The following is a 23,599-nucleotide window of genomic DNA, read 5'->3' on the forward strand; positions in this document are numbered from 1 at the left end:
AGGAGGCAATCCTACGATGTCAGGTGTTGAAACAAGAACGGTGTCACGCGACAGCCTGTTTTTGCTCGCCGGTATTCGGGTGGAGCAGGACGACGAGGTGCATAAAGTGCGCGTCCGCAATCTGTCTGATGGCGGAATGATGGGCGAAGGGACAATCCGGGTTCAGCGCGGCAATCGTCTGGAAATCGAGCTGCGCAATGTCGGCAAGATCGAAGGATCGGTCGCCTGGGTCCAGGATAACCGTTTTGGCATCGCTTTCGATGAAGAGATCCGTTCAAATTTGGCGCGCAAACCAGCGAGCGAGGGCGCTGCGAGCGAGGCTCCCGCCAGCCAGACGTCTTGGGCTCACCGGGCACCATCGGCACCCAAGCCGGAAACCCTGCGCAAAATCTGAAACTTCTGTAACCGATATAGGCCGCGGCGCTGGCCTCATTGCGCGGGTCTGCTAATCAAGTCCGCGTGAAGCACTTATTTTGCCTGCTTGCGCTCTCGATAGCGCTTGTGTCCTGCGGACCGTCAAGCGGTTCCGGGCCGGTTGATGTCGCCATTGTCGGAGATACAGACAGCATCTTTCAACAAGGGGTAAGGCTGTCCTCCGCCGCGCAGCATGTCCGCGCTGCGTCGTTCGAGGGTTTGGTCGCGCTCGACCCGGCCGGACAGATTGTGCCTGCTATTGCGGAACGCTGGATCGTGACGGACGACGGGCGCAGCTATATCTTCCGGCTGCGCAACTCCGATTGGCCGGATGGCGATGCGATATCCGCCCGCGATGTCCAGATCATATTGAACGATATTATCGCCAGACTGGAAGGGACCTCGCTCGGTCTGGATCTGGCGAAGGTCGTTGAAGTCCGGGCCATGACTGGACGCGTTATCGAAGTGCAATTGTCCAGCCCGATGCCTGAATTCTTGCGCTTGCTTGCCCAACCCGAAATGGGATTTGTCAAAAATGGTGGCGGCGCCGGACCGATGATTGCCTCCCGCGAGGAAAACGAGCCGTTTGTCAGGCTCAATGCGCTTCCGCCGGAGGCGCGCGGCTTTCCTCCGCGCGAAAACTGGGAAGAATTGGCGCGGGCCATTACGGTTCGCTCTTTGCCCGCAGAAGCAGCTGTTGAAGCCTTTGCCGAGGGTGAGATTGATCTGCTGCTGAACGGGCGGCTATCCAGTTTCCCTCTGGCGCAGCTTGGCCCTCTGTCGCGAGGCGCGGTTCAGGTTGATCCATCGCTTGGCCTATTCGGCCTTGCGGTGCGCAGTGATAGCGGGTTTTTGAGCGATCCGGCCCGCAGAGAAGCGTTATCGATGGCGATTGACCGGACAGCGTTGATTGAACCGTTCGGCTTGGGCGGTTGGCAACCAACGACGTGGATCATTCCGCCGGCGTTATTTGCTTCTTCGCCCTATCCGGAAACGCGCTGGAATGCGCTGTCTTTCGAGGACCGCCGAACGATCGCCGCGCAAAGGGTTTCTGCATGGACAAGCGCGGCCGGTGAGGCGGCAACTTTGCGCATTGGTTTGCCCGCTGGTCCGGGCAGCGATCTGTTGTTTGAGCAATTGGACGCGGCATGGACCGCGATCGGTGTGAATGTTGAAAAGGTCGCACCCGGAGCAGGGGCAGACCTCGAACTGCGCGATCGGCTGGCACGGTATTCCTCGCCGCGCTGGTTTCTCAACCAGTTTAATTGCGAGCTCGAAATCGGATTGTGCTCATCGCGAGCAGATGAATTGGTCCGCGAATCGCTGTCGCAAAACGATCCTGTTCTTAAGGAACAATTGCTGGCGGAGGCTCATGCGCAGCTTATCGCGCAGGAAGTATTCATTCCCCTTGGTGCGCCGGTGCGGTGGGCATTGGTGCGCGGTGCAATTGACGCTTATCAGGCTAATCCGTGGGGCATTCACCCCTTGTTCCCGCTATCTCAACCTACCACATAACCCTGACAAGGAGATCGCATGGAAAGCCCTGAACGCCCGCAAACGCTCAGTCTGCAATTGCCGACAGGCACCGATCCTGCATCAATCCGGGCGCGGGTCGAAGCGGTTGAATTGTTGCTGGAGCGCAGTTTTCGGATCCCCGGAGTGAACGTGCCAATCGGTCTTGATGCGATCATCGGTCTGGTCCCTGTGATCGGCGATTTTGTTACCACGGCGCTGGGCGCATATATCGTCTGGGAAGCGCGCAATCTTGGCCTCTCTAAATGGCACCTTACGCGGATGGGCGCGAACGTGGCGTTCGATACGGTGCTTGGCCTTGTTCCAATCGTTGGCGACGCAGCGGACTTTGTTTTCCGGTCGAACACCCGCAATTTGCGGATCATCAAGAAACATCTCGACAAACATCATCCCGAAACGCGGGTGATAGAGGGGTAGTTTGCCTCAGCGTGTCACGGCGCTAAAGCAGCGCAATGGCAAACACCGTCACCTATTCGAGTTATCTCGATCTCGACAAGATTTTGGCAGCGCAGCACCTTGGATCGGGTGCGCATGACGAGATGCTGTTTATCGTGGTTCATCAGGCCAGTGAGCTGTGGCTTAAACTGTGCCTGCACGAACTGACCGAAGCGCGCGATTGTGTGGAGCGTGATGATCTGCGCCCTGCTTTCAAAATGCTTGCCCGTGTCGCTCGCGCACAGCAGCAACTTATTCAAAGCTGGGACGTGCTCAGCACAATGACCCCGCACGATTATTCAAAGATCAGGCCGCATCTTGGCGCATCGAGCGGGTTCCAGTCGCCGCAATACCGGATGATGGAATTCATGCTGGGCGGGCGCGATGAAAAGCATATCGGACTGCATCGGAAAACGGGCGATTGGGCCGATCGGCTTGCCCACGAAGTGACCCGCGACAGCTTGTATGACAGCGCTATCCGGCTTCTTGCGCGGCGCGGATTTGCCATCGACTCTAGCGTGACAGAACGCGACCTGAGCGGGCCTTATCTCCACAACCCCAGCGTAGAGGCAGCATGGGCCGCCATCTATCGCGATCCGCAGCAATATTGGGATCTGTATGAGCTGGCTGAAAAGCTGGTTGACCTAGAATACCATTTTCAACGCTGGCGGTTTGGTCATCTTAAAACTGTTGAGCGGATTATCGGGTTCAAGCGCGGCACCGGCGGCACGCCGGGTGTTCCGTATCTCGAAGGTGTCTTGAAACAGGCATTCTTTCCCGAGCTGCTGAGTGTAAGGACCGCGATATGACCCGCCGGATCTGGGATATTTCCCAAAAACTGCACCCCGCTCTGCCGGTTTGGCCTGGCGACACCGCGTTTGCGCACCAACGCACATGGCAGATGGAAGCGGGCTCTCCTGTCAATGTTTCGGCAGTGACAATGTCCACGCACACCGGTGCCCACGCCGATGCGCCGCTGCATTATTCGCAAACCGCGCCTGACATCGCCGAGGTCGCTCTTGATCCGTATCTGGGTGAGTGTCTGGTGATTGATGCGCGCGGGGTTGGCGCGGAAATCGAAGTGGGCGATCTGCCGCATCTGCATGGTGCAGACCGCGTCTTGTTCCGCACTTTCGAAAAGTTTCCGCACGATGTCTGGGATGATGACACCGCTGCTATTGCGCCTGAAACGATTGAATGGCTGGCGCTGCAGGGGGTCAGGCTGGTCGGGCTGGATGGCCCTTCGATCGATCCGCAATCCTCCAAAGAAATGCTCGCGCACAAAGCCGTTCTGAAACATGACATGCGTGTACTCGAAGGCTTGGTCCTCGATGATGTGCCAGAGGGGCGGTATGAACTGATCGCGCTTCCTCTTGCTATAATGGGGGGTGATGCGTCCCCCGTCCGCGCGATTTTGAGGGATCTGGCATCATGATGACGCGCGCATTTGAGCTCGATGCATCCGACCCGCTTAGCGATTACCGACAGCGCTTCACGCTGCCTGATGGCGTCATTTACCTTGATGGAAACTCGCTTGGCGCGCTGCCCACAGCCACGCCGGCTGCAATGGCGCGCGTGGTGGAGAATGAATGGGGCGAAGGTCTTATTCGGAGCTGGAACGATGCCGACTGGTTTGAAATGGGCGGACGCATCGGCGCGAAAATCGCACCTTTGATTGGCGCACAACCGGATGAGGTGATCGCCTGTGACACGGTTAGCGTGAACCTGTTCAAACTGATTTCGGCAGCGCTCGCCATGCGTCCCGGTCGCAAGGTCATTCTGTCTGAACCGGGCAATTTCCCGACCGATATCTATATGATCGAAGGGTTGGAGCGTCAGGGCCTCGCCGTCCAGCGGCTGGCCTCGCGCGGCCGGATTACGGAGGCGCTGGACGATGATGTCGCGCTGTTGATGTTGACCCATGCGCATTACAAGACAGGCGAGCTGTTTGACATGGCCGCAATGACGAAAGCCGCGCATGATGCGGGCGCTTTGGTGCTTTGGGATTTGTCGCACAGCACGGGCGCAATGCCGGTCGATTTGAACGGCGTTGACGCGGATTTTGCGACGGGCTGCGGATACAAATATCTATGCGGAGGGCCCGGAGCGCCTGCTTTTGCCTATGTCGCAGAGCGGCATCATGCGGGTCTGGCACAGCCGCTTACCGGGTGGTTTGGACATGCGCGTCCCTTTGCCTTTTCCGACGAATACGAGGCCGCCCCCGGCATAGAGCAATTGCAATGTGGTACCTCGCCGATTCTGGGGCTTGCCGCTTTGGAGGTGGGTGTCGATCTGATCGCGGAGATCGGTGTGGACCGGCTTTATGCCAAGTCTCAGGCGCTTTCCGAGTTCTTCCTCGAATGTATGGCCGCGCACGGTATGAGCCTCGAGCTTGTCAGCCCGTCTCAAAGCGATGAGAGAGGCAGCCAGCTCAGCTTTCGCCACGAGAATGCCTATGGCCTGTGCCAAGCATTGATCGCGCGCGGCGTAATCGGCGATTTCCGCGACCCTGATATTTTGCGCCTTGGTTTTGCGCCTGCTTATCTGCGGTTTGAAGACATGGCCGAAGCCGCGCGGCATCTGGCTGAGGTGTTTGCAGGCGAGGAATGGCGACGCGAAGAGTTTAACCGGCGCGCTGCGGTGACTTAACCTTTAATCATCAAAGTCATTGGTCAGATGGATCGTCCAGAACCGTTCCATATGAAGATAAGTCATCGAAGCGGTCCAGGTGACCATGACCAGACCATTGAGCGCTTCCAATCCGCTCAACAAGCGGATTTCGCCAGTTGGATAGATGTCTCCGATACCGAGCGTCGTATAGCTGGTTAGCGAGAAATAGAATGCATCATTGAGCGCGCCTGAATCGGGCCCTGCAATCGTTCCGACCGCAAACACATTCTCGAGCAGCAGATAACCCCCCGCATAAAGCGTTACGTGCAGCACATGAGAGAGGATCGCAGCCGAAAGCATCATCCAGAGACGCACCCTTGGATTAACTTCAAGGTCGTTTGCGCCGAGCGAGGTGTGCCGCAAAATCTCATAATGGATGAGAATGGTTGCGGCGATCAGCAAGGCTGCAAGTACGAGCGTAGTCATTTGAATAAACTTGAACCGATCTGTGCCCGGGTCAAGCGGCCATTATCGGCAGGTTCCGGCTTACGCTTCCAGCTCGATGTCCCAATACAGCCAGTCGCGCCATGTTTCGTGGAGGTAATTTGGCGGGAATTGTTTGCCGAATTGCTGCAATTGCCAAGTGGTCGGGCGAATTGGTTTCATCTGCACAGGCATGGCGGCCTGTTTCGGCGTGCGGCCGCCCTTTTTCATATTGCACGGAGCGCAAGCGGTGATGATGTTCTCCCACGTGGTTTTTCCGCCGAGACGGCGCGGGATCACGTGATCGAATGTCAATGTGTTGCCGCCGCCGCTGCCGCTGCCGCAATACTGACATTCAAATTTGTCACGCAGAAACACGTTGAAGCGGGTGAACGCGGGAAATTCGCTTTGCTTTACATATTGGCGAAGCGCGATGACGCTCGGGATTTTCATGTCGAGGCTGGGCGAATGAACCTCACGGTCATAGCTCGCAACGATATCGACCCGGTCGAGGAACACGGCTTTGATTGCAGTTTGCCACGGCCATAGGCTGAGCGGATAGTAGGATAGCGGAGTGTAATCCGCATTGAGCACCAGCGCAGGACAACCGGCAAGGTTGCGCGATGGATCTTCCTGAGCGCTGCGGAACTTTGCCGCTGTTTCGATCAGTTCGCTTTTGAACACGCCTTGCGTTCCTCCCTGATTGGTTTGAACATGGCTTGGCATGGCCGTGAGTCAAAGCCACGGCAGTGCGTATATCCACAGGGAAAATCTGCTTATCACAAGTGGATGGCGCCGGAAACGCCGCTGTGGCAAAGCGGTTCGGGTGAAAACCGTCACCCGCTTTGCCCCGAGCCCCAATGGCAATTTGCATATGGGCCATGCCTATTCGGCGATTTATGCGCATGATCTGGCGCGGGATGCAGCAGGGCAATTTCTGCTCCGGATCGAGGATATTGACGGTCCGCGTTCGCGCCCGGAATTCATCGATGAATTCCGCCGCGACCTTGAATGGCTGGGGCTGGAATGGGACGAGGTGCCCGCGCAATCGACCCGCATCGACAGCTATAATGAAGCGGCCGCCAAACTGGAGGCGGGCGGGTGGCTGTATCGCTGCAGCTGCACCCGAAAACAGATCGACGCATTGGAGCCGCGGCGAGGGGCGGACGGGCTGAGCTATCCCGGATCTTGCCGTAACACCCCGCATCCGGCGGACGAACCCGCTGCGCTAAGGCTGGATGTCGAAAAAGCCATGGATTCGCTGGGCGAGCTGGTCTGGACCGATGAGGTTGCCGGATCGGTGGTGGCTGATCCCCGCGAATTTGGCGATGTGGTGATTGTACGCAAAGATTTGCCGGCAAGCTATCATCTGGCCGCGACGCTTGATGATGCCGCAGACGGTGTAACGGTTGTGACGCGCGGTAAAGACCTATTCGCGGCGACCCATGTGCACCGGATATTGCAGGAATTGCTCGAATTGCCGGTGCCGCATTGGCATCATCACCGATTGCTAATGGATGATGACGGGCAAAAGCTGGCGAAGCGGCGCGGCTCGCCCGCTCTCAAAGACCGGCGCGAAGCGGGTGAAGACGGTTTGGCGCTTGCCGAGCAATTGCGATTGCAGAAAAATCGATCTGGAACTTAGCGCGCAGGTGCCCATTTAATCGGTATGAACTATTTTCTTATCGCTGTGCTCGTGGTGCTGTGCATCATGGTGATCGTCTCGCTAGTGCGCGGGGTGGTTGCATTTCTCCAAACCACTAAAATCGACCTTGAGACAGGTGAGGGCGAAACCGCGACCGACATGCAGCTCTTGCAAAACAAAGCCATGTTCGCGCGGATCAAGTATCAGGCGCTGGCCATTGCAGTCGTTGCCATCATGCTCGCTGTGGCGCGCTGAGTCGCCTGATGGTCAAGCTCAACAAGATATACACGCGCACCGGCGATGATGGCACAACGGGCCTCGTTGATGGATCGCGCTGTCCCAAACATTCGGCCCGGATCGCCGCCATTGGCGAGGTTGATCTGGCCAATAGCGTTATTGGTCAGGCCATCTGCGCCATCACAGACGAGGCGCAGCGCGCCGTATTGACGCGGGTTCAGAACGATCTGTTCGATCTGGGTGCCGACCTTGCGACACCTTCCGGGGATGGCGATTTTGCGCCGTCTGAAATGGTTTTGCGAATGGTGCCCGATCAGGCGACATGGATCGAAGAGCAGATAGATGGTTTCAATCACCGGCTCGAACCGCTGACCAGCTTTGTCTTGCCCGGTGGCAGCGAAGCAGCGGCGCGCGTGCATGTCGCGCGGGCGACTGCGCGGTCCGCCGAACGTGCGGTGACCGCGATGGCAGCGGAGACCCCGGTTAATCCCGCAGCGGCGGCGTATATCAATCGTCTGTCCGATCTTTTGTTTGTGCTGGCCCGCGTCTTGAATGACGATGGCAGGGTCGATGTGAAGTGGGTGCCAGGCGCCAACCGCTAAAACTGTCCGCTGGTATTTGCCTGTATCCGCCGCTAACAGGCGCGAAGATACAAATTGCTGCACTTGCGAAGTGCACCGGGCAAAGGAATAAGACCATGCGGAATATCGCTGTAATCGGTGCCGGCCAGATGGGGACGGGCATTGCCCAAACTGTCGCTCAAAATGGCATGAACGTGATGCTATCGGATGTTGACCTTGCGCGTGCCGAAGCGGGCAAAGCCGTGATCGAAAAAGCGCTTGTGAAACTGGTCGGGCGCGGAAAAATCGAAGCCGATGCCGCTGAAACGGTGCTCACCAAGATAACGCCAGTCGCCGATTATGCGCCGATGGCAGACGCAGATATCATTATCGAAGCCGCTACCGAGCGGGAAGAGATCAAGAACGCGATTTTTGAAAGCGTCGGCAAAGTGCTTTCCGCAGATGCCGTGATGGCATCCAACACCAGCTCGATCCCGATCACCCGCATGGCGAACCATTCGCCTGACCCCGCGCGCTTTATCGGTCTGCACTTCTTCAATCCGGTCCCGGTCATGGGTCTGATCGAAGTCATCCCTGGCCTTGCCACATCGCAAAACACGACCGACCGCATAACCGCTTTTGCCGAAGGATTGGGCAAGCAAGTTGTGCTGAGCCAGGACGAACCGGGATTTGTGGTCAATCGCATCCTTCTGCCGATGATTAACGAAGCGGTGTTCGTGCTTGGCCAGTCAACCGCAGGGATTGCGGATATCGATAAAGGCTGCCGGCTTGGCCTGAATCACCCGATGGGGGCTTTGGAACTTGCAGACTTTGTAGGGCTGGATACGTGCCTCGATATTATCAACGTGCTGTATAAGACAACGCGGGATACCAAATATCGACCCGCGCCGTTGTTGGTGAAATATGTCGAAGCGGGCTGGCTTGGGCGCAAAACGGGACGCGGGTTCTACGATTATACTGGGGAAGTACCGGTCCCCACCCGGTAAATCGGGTGAGTATGCGCGAAGAGATTATTCGTCGTCTTCGCCGTCTTTTTCACTGCCTGCCCATCCGCCAAAGCTGGCTTCTCCGTCACCTTTATCCTGATCGCTCAGATAGGCGTCTTTCTTCTCTCCGCTGGCGTCAAAGCCGCCGAAAACTTCCGGTGTCGGGTCAAACCCCTGCGCATCATCGATCAGCTCGTCATCAGTGGCAAAACGCATGATGACGTCTTCTGTCTCGGGGGATGCCGGTTTGCTGCGCTTTGCGGGTGTACCGATTGTGTCTTGTTCCGGGCCAAGATCACCGAATTTACGCCCGGCAGCCCGATCCTGCGCTGTTTCACCGTCGCCGAATGTCTCGACAGTTTTGTGCAAGGTCCCCGGATCATCCTCGGTCCCGACAAACAACGCGACACTCACCAATGTGATGCCGACATAGGCGAGAGCCGCCTTGGGATTCTGAAACAAAGCCTTCATAGCGTTACGGCAATAAGGCCAAGATATTAAGTTTCGGTGGAGATCACTTCACGCTTGAGATCATACAGCAGATCCAGCGCTTCACGCGGGGAGAGCGCATCGAGATCGGTCTCGCTCAACCGCGCTGCAAGGCTGGCGTCTGGCGATGGTTCGGGCTCCACCGTTTGCGCAGCGGCGGCGAAAAGCGGCAGCTCTCCCAGACCGGCGGCGATCCCGCCCGTTTCCGATCGGGCCTGTTCCAGCTTGGCAAGCACTTGCGATGCGCGCTTGACCACGGCATCCGGCACTCCGGCGAGTTTAGCCACAGCAAGGCCGTAAGACCGGTCAGCTGGCCCCTCTGACAATTCGTGCAGCAGCACCAGATCGCCCTTCCACTCGCGCGCGCGGACATGGTGCAGCGACAACGCCTCGCATGTCTCGGCCAGTCGCGCGAGCTCATGATAATGGGTTGCGAACAGGCACCGGCACGCAATGCGCGAATGCACCGCTTCGACCACGGCCCATGCCAGCGCCAGACCATCATAGGTCGAGGTTCCGCGCCCCACTTCATCCAGAATGACAAAACTGCGAGTTGTCGCTTGCGCCAGAATGGCAGCGGTTTCGACCATTTCGACCATAAATGTGGAGCGCCCGCGCGCAAGGTTGTCTGACGCGCCGACGCGGCTGAACAGACGATCAACCAGTCCGATTTGCGCCGCTTCGGCGGGCACAAAACACCCCGCTTGCGCCATGAGCACGATCAGCGCATTCTGCCGCAGAAAGGTCGATTTGCCGCCCATATTGGGCCCGCCGATCAACCACAATCGATCATCGGGCGCGAGCGCGCAATTGTTCGCCACAAACCGCTCACCTGTCTTGGCCAATGCGGCTTCGACGACGGGGTGCCGTCCGCCGGTAATGGTAAGGCCGGGCTCCTCTGAAATGGTGGGCAACGCCCATTCACCTTCGGATGCACGCTCGGCATTGCCTGCGGATACATCGATCCGCGCCAGCGCCGCAGCAGTCGCAGCGATGGCTTGACGCGCGGCGGTAACTTCCTCGGTCAATTCTTCGAAATGCGCCTCTTCTGCGGCGAGCGCGCGCCCGCCTGCTTCTGAAATCCGCGAGGCTTCTTCGTGCAGGTTAAGCGAATTGAACCGCACTGCGCCTTTCATCGTCTGCCGGTGGGTAAAGCCGCTGGTCGCGTCCATCAGCGCATCGGCATGGCGGCTGGGCACTTCGATAAAGTATCCCAGCACACCGTTATGCTTGATCTTGAGCGAGGCGATTCCGGTTTCATCGCGATAGCGCGCTTCCATCGCGGCGATGGCGCGGCGGGCATTGCCGGATACTTCGCGCAGGTCATCGAGGCTGGCATCATAACCATCAGCGATATAGCCGCCATTGGAACGCTCGGTCGGCGGAGAAGCCACCAATGCGCGCGCCATGTGATCCACCAATGCTCCGTGCCCGATCAGCCGGGGAAGCAAGCTGTCAAGCAAGGCTGGGCGATCCGTTTCGAGCGAGAGGCGTTCATACACTCGGCTTGCTTCGCGAAGACCATCGCGCACCTGACCAAGATCGCGCGGGCTACCGCGTCCCGCAACAATGCGGCCCAGTGCGCGGCCGATATCGGGCAAAGCGCGCAACGTATCGCGCAGATCCGCCCGCTCAATCGGTCTCTCACGCCAGAACTGCACCAGCTGCAAACGGTCCTCGATGGCTGCCTGGTTGAGCAACGGAGCGGAGAGATCTTCAGCGAGCAAACGCGAACCCGCGCCCGTCGCGCAGCGATCGAGCGACGCGATGAGGCTGCCGTTGCGCCCGCCAGTTGAGCTTTCCAGAATTTCAAGACTGCCGCGTGTTGCCTCGTCCATGGTCATACCGGATGCACTTTCACGAACCACCGGAGGCAGCATCAAAGGCAGCGCGCCGCGCCCGACATGGTCGAGATAAGCAATCAGGCCGCCAGCGGCCGCCAGCATGGCGCGCGAGAAAGTGCCAAACCCGTCCAGCGTCGCGACACCATGCAGCGATTTGAGCCGTTCAGCCCCGGCATCGCTGGAGAAGGTGCTGCGCGAATGATACGTCAGCTCGTCCGGGCCCAGCGCCCAGTCTTCGGGCGCAACAATTTCGGTCGCGCCGATCCGGGCCAGTTCTGCGCCAAGCATTTCGGGCGAACATTGCTCCAGCGCCATGGTGCCGGTGGAGATATCGATGCTGGCAATGCCGATTGTCCCGCGCACTTCGGCCAGCGCGGCCAGCAGATTGGCCGCGCGCGGATTCAGCAGCGCTTCTTCGGTCAGCGTTCCGGCGGTGACAAAGCGGACGATGTCGCGCTTTACCAGCACCTTGGATGAAGGTTTGCCTTCGCGTTTCGCGCGCTCTTTGGCTTCGCCCGGTGTTTCGACCTGTTCGGCAATGGCCACCCGTTGCCCTGATTTGATCAGCCGGGCGAGATATCCTTCGGCGGCGTGCACCGGTACCCCGCACATCGCCACTGGCTGGCCATCATGTTCACCCCGCGATGTCAGTGCGATGTCGAGAATATTGGCGGCAACCTTCGCATCATCGAAAAACAATTCGAAAAAATCACCCATTCGATAAAACAACAGTGATCCCTCCGCCTCTTTCTTAAGAGCGAGATATTGCTGCATCATTGGGGTTGCGGTGCCAGCCATCTGACCGGCCTAGACAGGCTAGAGCCGATTCGGAACGGCTTAGGGCAGGGTTTCCCCTATCGTTTGCGTTTCGGTGCCGCTAAACGGGCTGCGAATGAATTTTCTGCGACTTTCTGGGGTAAGGGAACAACCACATGGCTGACGATCGAAAGAGCGGTTTTACGACGCGCGAAGCATTGTTTTATCACGAAACGATCCGTCCAGGAAAACTGGAGATCGTCGCGACCAAACCGATGACGTCGCAGCGCGATCTGAGCCTCGCCTATTCGCCGGGTGTTGCCGCCCCGGTCGAGGCGATTGCGGCGGACCCATCGCTGGCCACCCGCTACACCGCAAAAGGCAATCTTGTGGCTGTGATTTCCAATGGTTCAGCCATCCTCGGCCTTGGTAATCTCGGCGCGCTGGCGTCCAAGCCGGTGATGGAAGGCAAAGCGGTGTTGTTCAAACGGTTTGCCGATGTCGACTCGATTGATATCGAGCTCGATACCGAAGACCCCGAAGCTTTCATCAATGCCGTCGCGCTGATGGAGCCGAGCTTTGGCGGGATTAATCTGGAAGATATCAAAGCGCCAGAATGCTTCATTATCGAAGCCGCCTTGCGCGAGAGGATGAACATTCCGGTCATGCATGATGACCAGCACGGCACAGCGATCATCACCGCTGCCGGCCTGTTGAATGCGTGCCACCTGACCGACCGCGATATCAAAGATGTAAAAGTCGTTGTGAACGGGGCAGGGGCCGCGGCAATCGCCTGTACCGCTTTGATCAAGGCGATGGGCGTTTCCCATGAGAATGTGATCATGTGTGATCGCAGCGGTCCGATTACACCCGGCCGCGACAATGTCGATCAGTGGAAGAGCGCGCATGCGGTTCAGACGAGCGCGACGACGCTTGAGGAAGCGCTGGACGGAGCCGATATCTTCCTCGGCCTGTCGGCGGCAGGCGCGCTTAAGCCGGAATGGGTGAAGAAGATGGCGGACAAACCGATTATCTTCGCAATGGCCAATCCCGTGCCCGAAATCATGCCAGACGAAGCCAAAGCGGTGCGGCCCGACGCGATTATCGCCACCGGCCGCAGCGATTTCCCCAACCAGGTCAACAATGTCCTTGGCTTTCCGTTCATCTTCCGCGGCGCGCTTGATGTGCAAGCGACAACGATTAACGAAGAAATGAAAGTCGCCGCTGCGCAGGCCATCGCCGAACTCGCGCGTGAACGTGTGCCGGAAGAAGTCGCCAGCGCCTATGGCAAGAACCAGAAATTCGGCACCGACTACATCATCCCTGCGCCGTTTGATCCGCGTTTGATCGAAGTGGTGTCCTCCGCTGTGGCAAAGGCTGCGATGGATTCGGGCGTTGCCAAGTCAGAGATCGCCGATTTTGACGAATACCGCACCAAGCTGAAATCGCGCCTCAACCCGACCACGTCCGTTCTCGCAGGCGTTTACAACGAAGCGAAGGCCAATCCGAAACGGATGGTGTTCGCCGAGGCTGAAGAAGAAGTCATGCTGCGCGCGGCAATCCAGTACCGTGATTTTGGATATGGCACGCCAATCCTTGTCGGCCGGACCAAAGCCGTGCTCGATAAACTGCATCAGCTTTCAGTGTCCGATCCCGGCAGCTTTGAAATCCAGAACTCGGCCGATAGCGAGCATGTGCCCGCCATGGTCGATTACCTTTACAAACGCTTGCAACGCAAAGGGTATACCGAGCGGGACGTGCGCCGCCTGGTCAATCAGGAACGCAATGTCTTTGCCACACTGCTTGTCGCGCTGGGCCACGGTGATGGCATGATTTCCGGTCTCACGCGGACCTTCGCGCAAACTGTGCGTGAAGTGAACATGGTGCTTGATAAGAAACCGGGCGCCCTGCCGTTCGGTATTCATATGATGATCGGCAAGAACCACACGACATTCCTTGCAGACACCACCATGAACGAACGGCCCAATGCCGAAGAATTGGCGCATATCGCCAAGGAAACAGCGGCAGTGGCCCGCCGGATGGGCCACGAACCGCGTGTCGCGTTCCTGTCTTATTCCACCTTTGGCAATCCTTCGGGTCAGTGGCTCGGCAATATCCGTGAAGCGGTCGCTATCCTTGACCGCGAGGATCCCGGTTTTGAGTATGAAGGTGAAATGGCACCCGATGCCGCGCTCAATCCCAAAGTCATGAAGCTGTACCCGTTCAGCCGCCTTTCCGGGCCTGCCAACGTGTTGATAATGCCCGGCCTGCAATCGGCCAACCTTTCGGCCAAGATGCTTCGCGAGCTGGGAAGCAACGCGACAGTCGGCCCGATGCTGCTGGGTATGGATAAGCCGGTTCAGATCGTGCCGATGACGGCGCTGGCTCCTGATGTGTTGACTTTGGCGGTGCTCGCCGGTGCGGGCGTAGTCGTCTGATCCGGGGATGGGCGGGATTGCCAGCCAGCGTGACCGGTTTTCGATCCCTGCCGATGTCCATTATCTCAATTGCGCTTATATGGCGCCGCTGTCGCATGGGGTTCTTTCTGCGATGGAGGACGCGGCGCGTCTAAAGGCTGAACCGTGGAATTTTAAACCGGCGGACTTCTTCGCCGTTTGCGAACATTTCCGCACGCGTGCGGCGAAGGTGGCACGGGTCAGCGCGGATAATCTCGCAATTGTCCCCTCCGTTAGCTACGCGCTGGCGCTCGCAGCGAAAAACCTTCCGCTCGCGGCCGGTCAGCAGATTGTCACGCTTGCCGACCAGTTTCCCTCCAACATATATGTGTGGCGCGACTTGGCCGAGCGGTGCGGAGGCACAGTCATTGCGGTCCAGCGTGATGATGACGCGGCCTGGACCGAAGCGGTTCTGGACGCGATTGGGCCAGACACTGCGATTGTCGCCGTGCCGCATTGTCATTGGGCCGATGGCCGGATCGTGGATTTGACGGCGGTCGGTGCAATGTGCCGCTCGGTTGGCGCGGCGCTTGTGCTGGATCTCACGCAATCACTTGGAGCGATGCCCATTGATCTGGCCGAGGTCCAACCGGACTTCGCGGTTGCTGCTTGCTACAAATGGCTGATGGGTCCGTATGGTATCGCGATGCTGTATGTTAACCCCAAGCATCATGCGGGCGAGCCATTGGAATACAATTGGATCAATCGCGGCGGGTCAGAGGATTTTACCCGTTTGGTGGAGTATCGCGACGATTTTCAGCCAGGTGCCCGGCGGTTTGACATGGGCGAGAAATCCAATCCGCCGCTATTGCTGGGGGCGAGCGCCGGGTTCGATTTCCTGCTCGAATTCGGCGTGGATGCCATCGCTGATGAGCTTGGACAGCGCAGCAATGCCATTGCAGCGGAGGCAGCGAAGATCGGCCTGACCGCTGCCGATATCGGGATCCGTGCGCCGCATTTTCTGTCTCTGGGATTCCAGGATAAAATGCCGGCCGGCCTTACGGAAAAGCTCGCGGCTAAACGGATATTTATCTCCCAGAGAGGGGCGTCGCTGCGCGTTACGCCGCACCTTTACAACACCCCTGCCGATAGCGCAGCGTTGATGGACGCCCTGCAGTAACTGGAATCTGCGACTGACAACAAAAAGGCCCGGCGTAATGCCGAGCCCAATTGGGTTAGTTTTCTGGTTGCCGCGAGTTACGCGGCAAGAGCCTTTTCATTGACTTCACCTGATGCGATCTGCGTCATCCGGCGATCACCCTCATATGTCTCATTCAGACAATTGCGGAGGGTTTTGACGTCGTTTTCAAGCTCGAGGCGACCTGCAAATGCTACTGCTGTGCCATATCCGGCGAGAGCATAGTGCACCATGCGCTGATATTGCGAGATGATTGATGCATCGCGCACGTCGCTGTCGGTGATGTCTGCGTTGATGGCGTGGGCTTTGGCTTCTTTAACGAGGCCTTCCATGCCTTTGCAGAATTCGCCGGTCGGGTCGGCTTTGTGTCCAGTGATCAGGTTTTTGACCTGTGCCATGCCGTCCTCGATGCCTTTGACACCGTCATCCAGTGCGCGGGTCAGATCCGGTGACGTGGCCGCATCGCGAAGCTTTTTCGTTGCCTCAAGCGATTGGCGGTTGGCGCTGTAGATGTCCTGCAGCTGGTCAATATAAAGGTCGGTGAGAGTGCGAATAGTCATTGTGCAAATCTCCCTTTCTGTTTCGTTTGCATATACCCTACCAATGGGCGGCGCAGGAAATCGTTCCAAAAAACTATTTGTTTTCTGTACGTTATTCGCTGAGTCATGGCTCAGCTGCGATGAGCCGAGGGTCTTGCGCCGTGGTTTAGGCGAGCCGTTGTTCGATCGGTACGTAATCGATATCGTATCCGAAATACCGCGGGCTGAAGACGTCCAATCCAGCCTCGCTGCGCCATAGCGGGTCGCAGCGAAAACCGAGCGCGGCGACAGTCTGGCCGCGTGAGTAGCCCGGATTCACAATACCGTCTGCGCTGTCCAGATCGACGATAGTTATCAGATCGGGGCAGGTGGCAATCACCGCGCCATTGCGGCGTGCCACAAGATGCTCGTTCTTCACATCAGTCTGGAATGTCTGCCCGGCAAAGGCGCCGTTTCCGGCGACGGTTACGGTGCCGATCAGAAATCCGTCTTCGTCTTTCCATGAAAAACCCGAGACCGTTCCAGTGAAAAGGAGATACCCGTCTCCGGCGGCGCGCGCGGCTTCGATCGGGTTGCCGCCAGCTGTTTTTGCTTCACGAACCGCTCGGCCGATATTCTGTGCAAGTGTCAGACTGTCAGTGACCAAAGTGCCGGGTTTCTTCGCCTGCGCGCCGGTGATCGGGCTGTCTGTGACCCCGCATTCCCGGCTAACTACGGCGATGCTGCGCAAAATATCCTCTGCGCGCGTCGGATCGCCCAACTGGCCGACAATCATCTCGTCCCCAAATGGGGTTGCTGCGCCGATCGGTGTCAGCGGCAGGCCTGCGACCTTAACCGAATGCTGGTTGATTTCCGGCACCGCGCGCCCGACCGTATCGGCATCAAGGGCTGGCACACCTAATCTGGCGGCGGTCGATAGCCCTTCGGCCAGGCTAAGGGGCCCGATCTCACCCATGATCACCCCAGCGAATTTTTGTCCGATATGTTTTTCCAGCGCTTCGAATGCGGCCTGCACCGGCACTTCCACCGGATTTTCAACCGCATTCAGCTTGGCCTGCATATCCTCGCTCGTCTCTGCGAGGCTCGCCAATCCATATGGGCAGGCGACACGGTCTGTATCGGATAGCGCGCTGACAGGTATCATGGAGAATGTCAGACCCGCTGCAAGATCCTGTGCGATCAGGTCGCGCGCTTCGGAAAGGCTGCCGCCTCCGCCGGTGCCCAGATACGAGCTGCCGAGCAGCGCATCTTCCAAAGCGGTCTTATCCAGAACACGGGCTCCGGCGATGCTGGGGCGTTCGCCATCGGCAGGCAATTCGCGGCACGCCGCCAGCGTGCCTGCCGCTACTGCCAAACCACCCAGAAATTGCCGCCGTGATGCCATGTCTTTGTCCTTTTAGTTCTCTGGTTCAGAGACTGACGCGCTCCGGTCATCAATGCAAATTTACAGTCTCCGGAAGCGAAAATACCAGACTTCGTGGCCGAACGTGTTGCGCGCTTTGTATTCGTAGCGCGTCTCGCACCATCCGCTGGGGCGGTTTTGCCAGTCTGCGGGGCCTTCGACAATCCATTCGAATTTGTCGGTGTGACGCTGCATCACCATCAAGGCGTGGCGCAGATAGATATCGTGATCGGTGCCAAACCGGAATTCGCCGCCAGGCTTCATTTTCTGTGCGATCAGCGCGATGGGACCGTCATTTACCATGCGCCGTTTGGCATGCTTGTTCTTGGGCCAGGGGTCAGGGTGGAGCAAATAACACATCGTAAGCGCGCCATCGGGCAGCCGCTGCAGCACGTCGATGGCATCGCCGTGGTGCAAGCGGATATTGGCGAGGCGTTCATCATCGACATGACCAAGCGCCGCTGCGACGCCGTTTAAAAACGGTTCCGCTCCGATAAAACCGTGATTGGGCAGCAGATCAGCGCGGTACGCGAGATGTTCCCCGCTGCCAAAACCAATCTCCAAATGCAGCGGGCAATCTTCTCCGAACAGCCCTTCGGCGGTAACGGGGCCCTCTGCGGGCACAGCAATCTTTGGCAGCAAATCATCGACCAAACCCTGCTGGCGGCCGCGCAGCGGTTTCCCGATGCTGCGCCCGTACATCCGGTTCAAGGTGGTGGGATCGCCCTCTTTAAAAGCACTCATGCCGGGCGCGGTAATGGGAGAGGGCGGTGCTTGTCCAGACCAGATCGGGGGTTGAGGCGGCCCCTTCTATGCCGCTAGGGCGCGAAACCATGCAAGCTTTGATGGAATTTTTCGCCCAGCAACCCCTTTGGTTGCAATCTTTGATTGGGCTGGTGCTGCTCGCGCTGGCTTCGTTGACCGTGAATTACGTGCTCAAACACGTCATCTTGCGGGTGCTGGCGCCGTATCTCGATACCAAGACGAAAACGAGTGACAAGGCCGCTGCGTGGCTTGCAACGGCGGCACCTTTGCTTGTGATTTCGCGCGGAATTCGGCTGGTCCCGAATTTGCCGGAAGAGGTGTACACTGTCATCACCAATGTGGCGCAGGCGTTGATCGTCGTGTCGATTGCGATGGGTGTCGTCAAAGCGCTGACCTATGCCAATGAGCTGTATGAACGCCTGCCGCGGTCGCGCAATCGCCCGATCAAAGGGTTTGTGCAGGTCGTAAAGATCCTTGTTCTTTGCGGCGCTGCGATTGTCATGATCTCGGTCTTGATCGATGAATCGCCGTTTTTACTGCTTTCGGGTCTGGGCGCGATTACTGCGGTTTTGCTGCTCGTGTTCAAGGACACAATCCTGTCGCTCGTCGCAAGCGTTCAATTGACGTCCAACGATATGCTGCGTGTAGGCGACTGGATCACCATGCCGAGCATGGATGCCGATGGTGATGTGATCGATATTTCTCTGCACACGGTAAAGGTTCAAAACTTCGACAAGACGATCACGACGATCCCGACCCACCGGCTGGTATCGGATGCGTTCCAAAATTGGCGCGGCATGGCGGAAAGTGGTGGTCGGCGGATCAAGCGATCAATCACGATTGACCAGAATTCGGTCTGTTTTCTGTCGGACGAGCAAGTCCTGGGCCTTAAGAAATTCCGCATTCTCAAACCCTACCTCGCTGCGAAGCGTGATGAGATCAAGAATTGGAACACGCGCGAATTGTCGAGTGAAGAGGCTGTCCCGGTTAATGCGCGGCGGCTGACCAATCTCGGCACGATGCGCGCCTATATGCAGGCCTATATCAGCTGGCACCCTCAGATTGGTGACGATTTCCTGATGATGGTGCGGCAATTGCCATCGGGGCCGCAGGGTGTGCCATTGGAGATTTACTGCTTCACCAACACGACTGCGTGGGAGCAATATGAAGGCATCCAGGCGGACATATTCGACCACCTGATCGCGATTTTGCCTGAATTTGGCTTGCGCGTGTTCCAAGAACCGACCGGCGGCGATTTCGCGGCGCTGGTGCGCGGCGCATAAGAGTACACCCGAAACGCCATCGGCATTTCGGGTGCTCCATTATTCAAGCTTGTGGTTGCCACGCGGTGAGCGCGCCGGGCAAATAGATTAAGCCGCTTCGGCTTCTTCGTTTGGATCGCGCAGCACATAGCCGCGGCCCCATACGGTTTCGATATAGTTTTCGCCGCCGCATGCATGGCTGAGCTTTTTGCGCAGCTTGCAAATGAAGACGTCGATAATTTTGAGTTCCGGCTCATCCATTCCGCCATACAGGTGGTTGAGGAACATCTCTTTGGTCAGCGTGGTGCCTTTGCGCAGTGAAAGCAGCTCAAGCATCGCGTATTCTTTGCCGGTCAGATGGACCCGTGCACCGTCAACTTCGACAGTCTTGGCATCAAGGTTCACGGCCAGTTTGCCGGTGCGGATGATCGACTGGCTGTGGCCTTTCGAACGGCGCACAACAGCATGAATGCGGGCAACCAGTTCTTCACGGTGGAACGGCTTGGTCACGTAATCGTCGGCACCAAAGCCGAACGAACGGATCTTGCTATCCATTTCGGCAATGCCCGACAGGATCAGAACCGGCGTTTGCACCTTGGCAACGCGCAGCTTCTTAAGCACGTCATAGCCGTGCATATCCGGAAGGTTAAGGTCGAGTAAAATGATATCGTAATCATACAACTTACCCAGATCGAGGCCTTCTTCGCCCAGATCAGTTGAATAGACATTAAAGCCCTCGGTGGTGAGCATGAGTTCAATCGCTTTCGCGGTTGTTGGCTCGTCCTCAATCAACAGCACTCGCATTTCTGGTCCCCTAAGTTGCCCCGAAACGTGGCAGGCTCACCGCTTTGGTAAGCTGTGGTTGGTAACGCCTCGGTAAGAGGTGTTGTCATGTATTAACCACACAAGGTCTGAACGGAAAAGGTTAACGCGCCGTAAATAGAAGCCTTAAAAATTTGTGAGTCTTTGATGCCACAGGTCTTTTTTGTGTCGTTAAAGCCGGGGTCTGCCTGAAAAGCCGGGCTTGTGCTTGAACTCGGGCGAACAATTCTGGTCTGGCTGCGCGGTTCAAAACCCGTTCAATTTCTTTGCCCGCCGTCTTTGCGCGCTCGATCCGATCCCGATGGCTTCGCGGTATTTTGCGACTGTGCGCCGGGCGAGATCGAAGCCTTCTTCTTTAAGCAGGTCGGCCAGTTTCTGGTCTGACAGTACTTTTTTCGGATCTTCGGCATCCGTCAGCGCTTTGATCCGCGCTTTGATTGCTTCGGATGATGCGCCTTCGCCGTCGCTTGATCCGACCCCGCTGGTGAAGAAGTATTTCAGTTCAAAGCAGCCGCGATCGCAATGCAGGTATTTGTTGCTCGTGACGCGGCTAACCGTGCTTTCGTGCATGTCGATCTGTTCTGCCACCTCGCGCAGGGTCAGCGGGCGAAGTTCAGCAACGCCGCGGCGGAAAAAGCCGTCCTGCTGCTTAACGATTTCAGCGGCAGTTTTAAGGATAGTTTTTTGCCGCTGGTCCAGCGCGCGGATTAACCAATGCGCATCGGCCAGCTTTTCCTTAAGCCAGCTTTGCGCTTCTTTATTAGGTGATCCCTGATTGAGCTCTACATAATAATCGCGGTTCACGATCAGGCGCGGCAGGGTTGCTTCATTCAATTTGATGTCCCAGCCGCCGTCGTCTTTTGCGCTCAGCAAAACATCAGGGACAACCGCATCATCGCTGGTGGGGGCAAAGGCTAGGCCCGGTTTCGGATCGTAGCTGCGCAATTCGCCCAGCATATCTCCAAAATCTTCATCATCGACCTCGCAAAGGCGTTTCAGCTTTTCGACCTCGCCGCGCGCAACCAGATCGAGGTTATCGATCAGTTTCGCCATACACGGATCATATCGGTCGGCCTCACGCGCCTGCAATTCGAGACATTCCGCCAGACTGCGTGCGCCAACACCGGTCGGATCGAGCATTTGAACAACGGTCAGACCGTCCTCGACTTCATCACGCGTCACCCCGAGGTCTTGCGCAATCTCGCGCAGCCCTCCGCTGAGATACCCGGCATCGTCGAGCAGACCGATAATGTGGCGCGCGATAAAGGCTTCTTTAGCGTTGACCGCAATCGCGCCGACTTGATCATTCAGGTGCTGGCTTAAAGTCGTTTCGGAAGCGCGGGTGGCATTAATGTCGGGGAATTCATCGCCCGCAGAATAACTCGCCGCCGAACCCCATTCGGCATCTCCCGATGCGCTCGCCGCTGATGATCCGTCGCCCGTATCGCGGTCCCTGTCGAGCGCGCCCGTATCCAGATCAAGCGGAGCCTCGCTTTCGCCTGCCCCCTGCGCCATCAACTGGTCACTGGTTAATTCTTCGCGCGGGATATCGTCGGGTTCGCCTGCGCCTTTATCTTCACTCGAAACAGATCCCGCCTCAAGCAGCGGATTGCTGTCCAGCGCATCACCGATGAAGGTTTCGATTTCAAGATTGGACGCCGCCAGCAGCTTGATCGCCTGCTGCAATTGCGGCGTCATCACCAATTGCTGCGATTGGCGAAGGTCCAGTCTGGGTCCGAGCGCCATCGTGCTGACCGTTAGAGCGTGAAACTCTCGCCAAGGTAGAGACGTTTGACGTTCTCATCCGCAACGAGGTCTTGCGGAGTGCCCGCAAACAGGACTTGCCCGCCATAAATGATGCAGGCGCGGTCTACGATATCCAGCGTCTCGCGCACATTGTGATCTGTAATCAGAACGCCGATCCCGCGCCGTTTCAGATCTTTTACAAGATCGCGAATGTCGCTGATCGAAAGCGGGTCGATCCCTGCAAAAGGTTCATCAAGCAGCATAATGGAAGGCTTTGCCGCAAGCGCACGCGCAATTTCGCAGCGCCGCCGCTCACCGCCCGATAGCGCCATTGCCGGGCTTTCCCGCAGACGCGTGAGCCCGAATTCGCTCAGCAAACGCTCCAGTTCGGCGGCGCGCGTATCGGCATCGGGCTCAACCATTTCCAGCACGCAGTTGATATTCTGTTCAACCGTCATGCCGCGAAAAATGCTGGTTTCCTGAGGCAAATAGCCGAGGCCAAGGATCGCACGGCGATACATCGGCAGTTTCGTAACATCCTCACCGTCCATCAGGATACGGCCGGAATCTGGCTTAACCAGGCCCATGATGGAGTAAAAACACGTCGTCTTGCCTGCGCCGTTCGGCCCAAGCAGGCCGAGCACCTCGCCTTTGGCCACGCTAAGCGAGATGTCGGTCAGTACGGCGCGTTTGTCATAACTTTTGGCGATGGAAACAACTTCAAGCCCGCCCTCGGGCAACTCAGCGGCGGCGTCCGCGCTGAATTCAGGGCTTTCGGTCAGCTCTTCGAGGGTAGGAGACTCGCTCATGGATATTAGCTTTAGCAGCCTCCCGTTAACAGAAAAGGGTGTCTGGTCCGTTTTGGCAGGATTTTTGCTTTAAACCCCATTCAATCCGTCAACGACAAACGTTCATCGACGAGAATATCAACGATTACGGCGGTTTGTTCCGGATTCGCGATTGTGGCGCATGATCGTTTCGGGCGTTGGTTACCGCGCTTGCCAGATGCGTGTGTCTTTGAGATACTACTGCCATAATAACACAAACCGTTGGGGAGCGGTATTATGGCAAATCACGAAACGCAGGCTGCAGTCCAGACCGGGACGGAAGAACGGGGGACCGACTGGCGCAAATCGATCAGCGATCATGTCGCTTACGCATTGCTGACCTACACTGGCCTGCAAATCTTCGTCACGGTGAAAGCCCTTTCCGAAGGCCTTTCTTCCATTTTGCCTTATTTCGCTTTGATTGTGCTGGTTGCGGCCATCATTCCGGCGTGCCGCTGGTTTGAAAAACGCTGGCAGGGACTATCGGACCAGGAAGCTTCGGATCCCGCCTATGCGGGTGCATTCCGGCGCGATACGATTTTGCTCTGGTCGCTTGCAATTGGATTGCCGCTCTTGCTGACCGGCATCTTCAAAGCGCTCTTTTCTGTAATGTAAAAGGTGAGCGGGCG

Annotated in this window: 24 protein-coding genes; 14 read left to right on the plus strand and 10 right to left on the minus strand. The window is 57.5% G+C overall.

Going from position 1 to position 23,599, the window contains the following annotated elements:
• The first annotated feature begins 16 nt into the window (after nucleotides 1-16).
• The 6 genes from FGU71_RS06410 to kynU all read left to right on the plus strand — a co-directional run bounded on the left by FGU71_RS06410 (nucleotide 17) and on the right by kynU (nucleotide 5,031).
• Entirely contained in the window at nucleotides 17-394 is a 378-nt protein-coding gene (locus tag FGU71_RS06410; RefSeq protein ID WP_142787791.1) for a PilZ domain-containing protein, read from the plus strand.
• 107 nt (nucleotides 395-501) lie between these two features.
• Complete coding sequence (locus FGU71_RS06415; RefSeq protein WP_234035672.1) at nucleotides 502-1,929, plus strand: ABC transporter substrate-binding protein; 1,428 nt, start codon at nucleotides 502-504, stop codon at nucleotides 1,927-1,929.
• An 18-nt stretch (nucleotides 1,930-1,947) separates the two neighbouring features.
• Nucleotides 1,948-2,364 carry a DUF4112 domain-containing protein gene (locus FGU71_RS06420; protein ID WP_142787792.1) on the plus strand — a complete coding sequence of 139 codons (417 nt, stop codon included), beginning with the start codon at nucleotides 1,948-1,950 and terminating at the stop codon, nucleotides 2,362-2,364.
• A 35-nt stretch (nucleotides 2,365-2,399) separates the two neighbouring features.
• Nucleotides 2,400-3,191 carry a tryptophan 2,3-dioxygenase gene (locus tag FGU71_RS06425; RefSeq protein ID WP_142787793.1) on the plus strand — a complete coding sequence of 264 codons (792 nt, stop codon included), beginning with the start codon at nucleotides 2,400-2,402 and terminating at the stop codon, nucleotides 3,189-3,191.
• Nucleotides 3,188-3,817, plus strand: a complete 630-nt coding sequence (gene kynB / locus FGU71_RS06430) for an arylformamidase (RefSeq protein ID WP_142787794.1) — start codon at nucleotides 3,188-3,190, stop codon at nucleotides 3,815-3,817. Before FGU71_RS06425 ends, kynB begins: the two co-directional genes overlap by 4 nt.
• Entirely contained in the window at nucleotides 3,814-5,031 is a 1,218-nt protein-coding gene (gene kynU, locus FGU71_RS06435; protein WP_142787795.1) for a kynureninase, read from the plus strand. Before kynB ends, kynU begins: the two co-directional genes overlap by 4 nt.
• Before the next feature lie 3 nt (nucleotides 5,032-5,034).
• Here the strand turns inward: kynU and FGU71_RS06440 are convergent, their stop codons facing one another.
• Entirely contained in the window at nucleotides 5,035-5,478 is a 444-nt protein-coding gene (locus FGU71_RS06440) for a potassium channel family protein (protein WP_142787796.1), read from the minus strand.
• A gap of 60 nt (nucleotides 5,479-5,538) precedes the next feature.
• The gene (locus tag FGU71_RS06445) at nucleotides 5,539-6,159 is read right to left on the minus strand and encodes an HNH endonuclease (RefSeq protein WP_142789015.1); all 621 of its coding nucleotides are present in this window, start codon (nucleotides 6,157-6,159) and stop codon (nucleotides 5,539-5,541) included.
• Between the two features lie 142 nt (nucleotides 6,160-6,301).
• On the opposite strand from FGU71_RS06445, the gene gluQRS reads away from it, so the two are divergent.
• The 4 genes from gluQRS to FGU71_RS06465 all read left to right on the plus strand — a co-directional run bounded on the left by gluQRS (nucleotide 6,302) and on the right by FGU71_RS06465 (nucleotide 8,924).
• The gene (gene gluQRS / locus FGU71_RS06450; protein ID WP_267901809.1) at nucleotides 6,302-7,120 is read left to right on the plus strand and encodes a tRNA glutamyl-Q(34) synthetase GluQRS; all 819 of its coding nucleotides are present in this window, start codon (nucleotides 6,302-6,304) and stop codon (nucleotides 7,118-7,120) included.
• Between the two features lie 24 nt (nucleotides 7,121-7,144).
• Complete coding sequence (locus FGU71_RS06455) at nucleotides 7,145-7,375, plus strand: hypothetical protein (RefSeq protein ID WP_142787798.1); 231 nt, start codon at nucleotides 7,145-7,147, stop codon at nucleotides 7,373-7,375.
• Between the two features lie 8 nt (nucleotides 7,376-7,383).
• Nucleotides 7,384-7,959: a cob(I)yrinic acid a,c-diamide adenosyltransferase gene (locus FGU71_RS06460; RefSeq protein WP_142787799.1), complete on the plus strand. Its 576-nt coding sequence runs from the start codon at nucleotides 7,384-7,386 to the stop codon at nucleotides 7,957-7,959.
• Between the two features lie 95 nt (nucleotides 7,960-8,054).
• Nucleotides 8,055-8,924, plus strand: a complete 870-nt coding sequence (locus FGU71_RS06465) for a 3-hydroxyacyl-CoA dehydrogenase NAD-binding domain-containing protein (RefSeq protein WP_142787800.1) — start codon at nucleotides 8,055-8,057, stop codon at nucleotides 8,922-8,924.
• Between the two features lie 24 nt (nucleotides 8,925-8,948).
• On the opposite strand, the gene FGU71_RS06470 is transcribed toward FGU71_RS06465, so the two are convergent.
• Together FGU71_RS06470 and mutS are read right to left on the minus strand one after the other, a co-directional pair.
• Complete coding sequence (locus tag FGU71_RS06470; RefSeq protein ID WP_142787801.1) at nucleotides 8,949-9,395, minus strand: hypothetical protein; 447 nt, start codon at nucleotides 9,393-9,395, stop codon at nucleotides 8,949-8,951.
• A 26-nt stretch (nucleotides 9,396-9,421) separates the two neighbouring features.
• The gene (gene mutS, locus FGU71_RS06475; RefSeq protein WP_142787802.1) at nucleotides 9,422-12,055 is read right to left on the minus strand and encodes a DNA mismatch repair protein MutS; all 2,634 of its coding nucleotides are present in this window, start codon (nucleotides 12,053-12,055) and stop codon (nucleotides 9,422-9,424) included.
• A gap of 134 nt (nucleotides 12,056-12,189) precedes the next feature.
• Between mutS and FGU71_RS06480 the strand changes: the two genes are divergently transcribed.
• Nucleotides 12,190-14,451, plus strand: coding sequence for an NADP-dependent malic enzyme (locus FGU71_RS06480; RefSeq protein ID WP_142787803.1), 2,262 nt, complete (start codon nucleotides 12,190-12,192; stop codon nucleotides 14,449-14,451).
• Nucleotides 14,452-14,458: 7 nt separating this feature from the next.
• Nucleotides 14,459-15,589 carry an aminotransferase class V-fold PLP-dependent enzyme gene (locus tag FGU71_RS06485; RefSeq protein WP_142787804.1) on the plus strand — a complete coding sequence of 377 codons (1,131 nt, stop codon included), beginning with the start codon at nucleotides 14,459-14,461 and terminating at the stop codon, nucleotides 15,587-15,589.
• A gap of 77 nt (nucleotides 15,590-15,666) precedes the next feature.
• Here FGU71_RS06485 and FGU71_RS06490 read toward each other — a convergent pair whose 3' ends face one another.
• The 3 genes from FGU71_RS06490 to trmB form a co-directional block, all read right to left on the minus strand.
• A complete protein-coding gene (locus FGU71_RS06490) occupies nucleotides 15,667-16,167 on the minus strand; it encodes a ferritin-like domain-containing protein (RefSeq protein WP_142787805.1) in 501 nt (166 codons plus the stop codon).
• A 145-nt stretch (nucleotides 16,168-16,312) separates the two neighbouring features.
• Nucleotides 16,313-17,530, minus strand: a complete 1,218-nt coding sequence (locus FGU71_RS06495) for a DUF917 domain-containing protein (protein WP_142787807.1) — start codon at nucleotides 17,528-17,530, stop codon at nucleotides 16,313-16,315.
• A gap of 60 nt (nucleotides 17,531-17,590) precedes the next feature.
• Nucleotides 17,591-18,292 carry a tRNA (guanine(46)-N(7))-methyltransferase TrmB gene (gene trmB, locus FGU71_RS06500; protein WP_142787808.1) on the minus strand — a complete coding sequence of 234 codons (702 nt, stop codon included), beginning with the start codon at nucleotides 18,290-18,292 and terminating at the stop codon, nucleotides 17,591-17,593.
• Nucleotides 18,293-18,360: 68 nt separating this feature from the next.
• On the opposite strand from trmB, the gene FGU71_RS06505 reads away from it, so the two are divergent.
• Nucleotides 18,361-19,596, plus strand: coding sequence for a mechanosensitive ion channel family protein (locus FGU71_RS06505; protein ID WP_234035673.1), 1,236 nt, complete (start codon nucleotides 18,361-18,363; stop codon nucleotides 19,594-19,596).
• 87 nt (nucleotides 19,597-19,683) lie between these two features.
• Here FGU71_RS06505 and ctrA read toward each other — a convergent pair whose 3' ends face one another.
• The 3 genes from ctrA to lptB form a co-directional block, all read right to left on the minus strand.
• Nucleotides 19,684-20,379, minus strand: coding sequence for a response regulator transcription factor CtrA (gene ctrA, locus FGU71_RS06510; RefSeq protein WP_142787809.1), 696 nt, complete (start codon nucleotides 20,377-20,379; stop codon nucleotides 19,684-19,686).
• A 264-nt stretch (nucleotides 20,380-20,643) separates the two neighbouring features.
• Nucleotides 20,644-22,143: an RNA polymerase factor sigma-54 gene (rpoN, locus tag FGU71_RS06515; RefSeq protein ID WP_142787810.1), complete on the minus strand. Its 1,500-nt coding sequence runs from the start codon at nucleotides 22,141-22,143 to the stop codon at nucleotides 20,644-20,646.
• An 11-nt stretch (nucleotides 22,144-22,154) separates the two neighbouring features.
• A complete protein-coding gene (gene lptB / locus FGU71_RS06520; protein WP_142787811.1) occupies nucleotides 22,155-22,952 on the minus strand; it encodes an LPS export ABC transporter ATP-binding protein in 798 nt (265 codons plus the stop codon).
• A gap of 255 nt (nucleotides 22,953-23,207) precedes the next feature.
• Here lptB and FGU71_RS06525 point away from each other — a divergent pair, with 255 nt between their 5' ends.
• Entirely contained in the window at nucleotides 23,208-23,585 is a 378-nt protein-coding gene (locus FGU71_RS06525; protein WP_142787812.1) for a hypothetical protein, read from the plus strand.
• Nucleotides 23,586-23,599: the final 14 nt, after the last annotated feature.

It is taken from the genome of Erythrobacter insulae (assembly GCF_007004095.1).
Lineage (GTDB): Bacteria > Pseudomonadota > Alphaproteobacteria > Sphingomonadales > Sphingomonadaceae > Erythrobacter > Erythrobacter insulae.

Bases quoted from the DNA above. Each gene is read 5' to 3' on its own strand.
- FGU71_RS06470 (WP_142787801.1), bottom strand. From the start codon at position 9,395: ATGAAGGCTTTGTTTCAGAATCCCAAGGCGGCTCTCGCCTATGTCGGC.
- FGU71_RS06495 (WP_142787807.1), bottom strand. From the start codon at position 17,530: ATGGCATCACGGCGGCAATTTCTGGGTGGTTTGGCAGTAGCGGCAGGC.
- FGU71_RS06480 (WP_142787803.1), top strand. From the start codon at position 12,190: ATGGCTGACGATCGAAAGAGCGGTTTTACGACGCGCGAAGCATTGTTT.
- FGU71_RS06410 (WP_142787791.1), top strand. From the start codon at position 17: ATGTCAGGTGTTGAAACAAGAACGGTGTCACGCGACAGCCTGTTTTTG.
- trmB (WP_142787808.1), bottom strand. From the start codon at position 18,292: ATGAGTGCTTTTAAAGAGGGCGATCCCACCACCTTGAACCGGATGTAC.
- FGU71_RS06440 (WP_142787796.1), bottom strand. From the start codon at position 5,478: ATGACTACGCTCGTACTTGCAGCCTTGCTGATCGCCGCAACCATTCTC.
- ctrA (WP_142787809.1), bottom strand. From the start codon at position 20,379: ATGCGAGTGCTGTTGATTGAGGACGAGCCAACAACCGCGAAAGCGATT.
- FGU71_RS06460 (WP_142787799.1), top strand. From the start codon at position 7,384: ATGGTCAAGCTCAACAAGATATACACGCGCACCGGCGATGATGGCACA.
- mutS (WP_142787802.1), bottom strand. From the start codon at position 12,055: ATGGCTGGCACCGCAACCCCAATGATGCAGCAATATCTCGCTCTTAAG.
- FGU71_RS06525 (WP_142787812.1), top strand. From the start codon at position 23,208: ATGGCAAATCACGAAACGCAGGCTGCAGTCCAGACCGGGACGGAAGAA.
- FGU71_RS06485 (WP_142787804.1), top strand. From the start codon at position 14,459: ATGGGCGGGATTGCCAGCCAGCGTGACCGGTTTTCGATCCCTGCCGAT.
- FGU71_RS06505 (WP_234035673.1), top strand. From the start codon at position 18,361: ATGCCGCTAGGGCGCGAAACCATGCAAGCTTTGATGGAATTTTTCGCC.
- FGU71_RS06455 (WP_142787798.1), top strand. From the start codon at position 7,145: ATGAACTATTTTCTTATCGCTGTGCTCGTGGTGCTGTGCATCATGGTG.
- kynB (WP_142787794.1), top strand. From the start codon at position 3,188: ATGACCCGCCGGATCTGGGATATTTCCCAAAAACTGCACCCCGCTCTG.
- lptB (WP_142787811.1), bottom strand. From the start codon at position 22,952: ATGAGCGAGTCTCCTACCCTCGAAGAGCTGACCGAAAGCCCTGAATTC.
- FGU71_RS06490 (WP_142787805.1), bottom strand. From the start codon at position 16,167: ATGACTATTCGCACTCTCACCGACCTTTATATTGACCAGCTGCAGGAC.
- FGU71_RS06425 (WP_142787793.1), top strand. From the start codon at position 2,400: ATGGCAAACACCGTCACCTATTCGAGTTATCTCGATCTCGACAAGATT.
- rpoN (WP_142787810.1), bottom strand. From the start codon at position 22,143: ATGGCGCTCGGACCCAGACTGGACCTTCGCCAATCGCAGCAATTGGTG.
- kynU (WP_142787795.1), top strand. From the start codon at position 3,814: ATGATGACGCGCGCATTTGAGCTCGATGCATCCGACCCGCTTAGCGAT.
- FGU71_RS06420 (WP_142787792.1), top strand. From the start codon at position 1,948: ATGGAAAGCCCTGAACGCCCGCAAACGCTCAGTCTGCAATTGCCGACA.
- FGU71_RS06465 (WP_142787800.1), top strand. From the start codon at position 8,055: ATGCGGAATATCGCTGTAATCGGTGCCGGCCAGATGGGGACGGGCATT.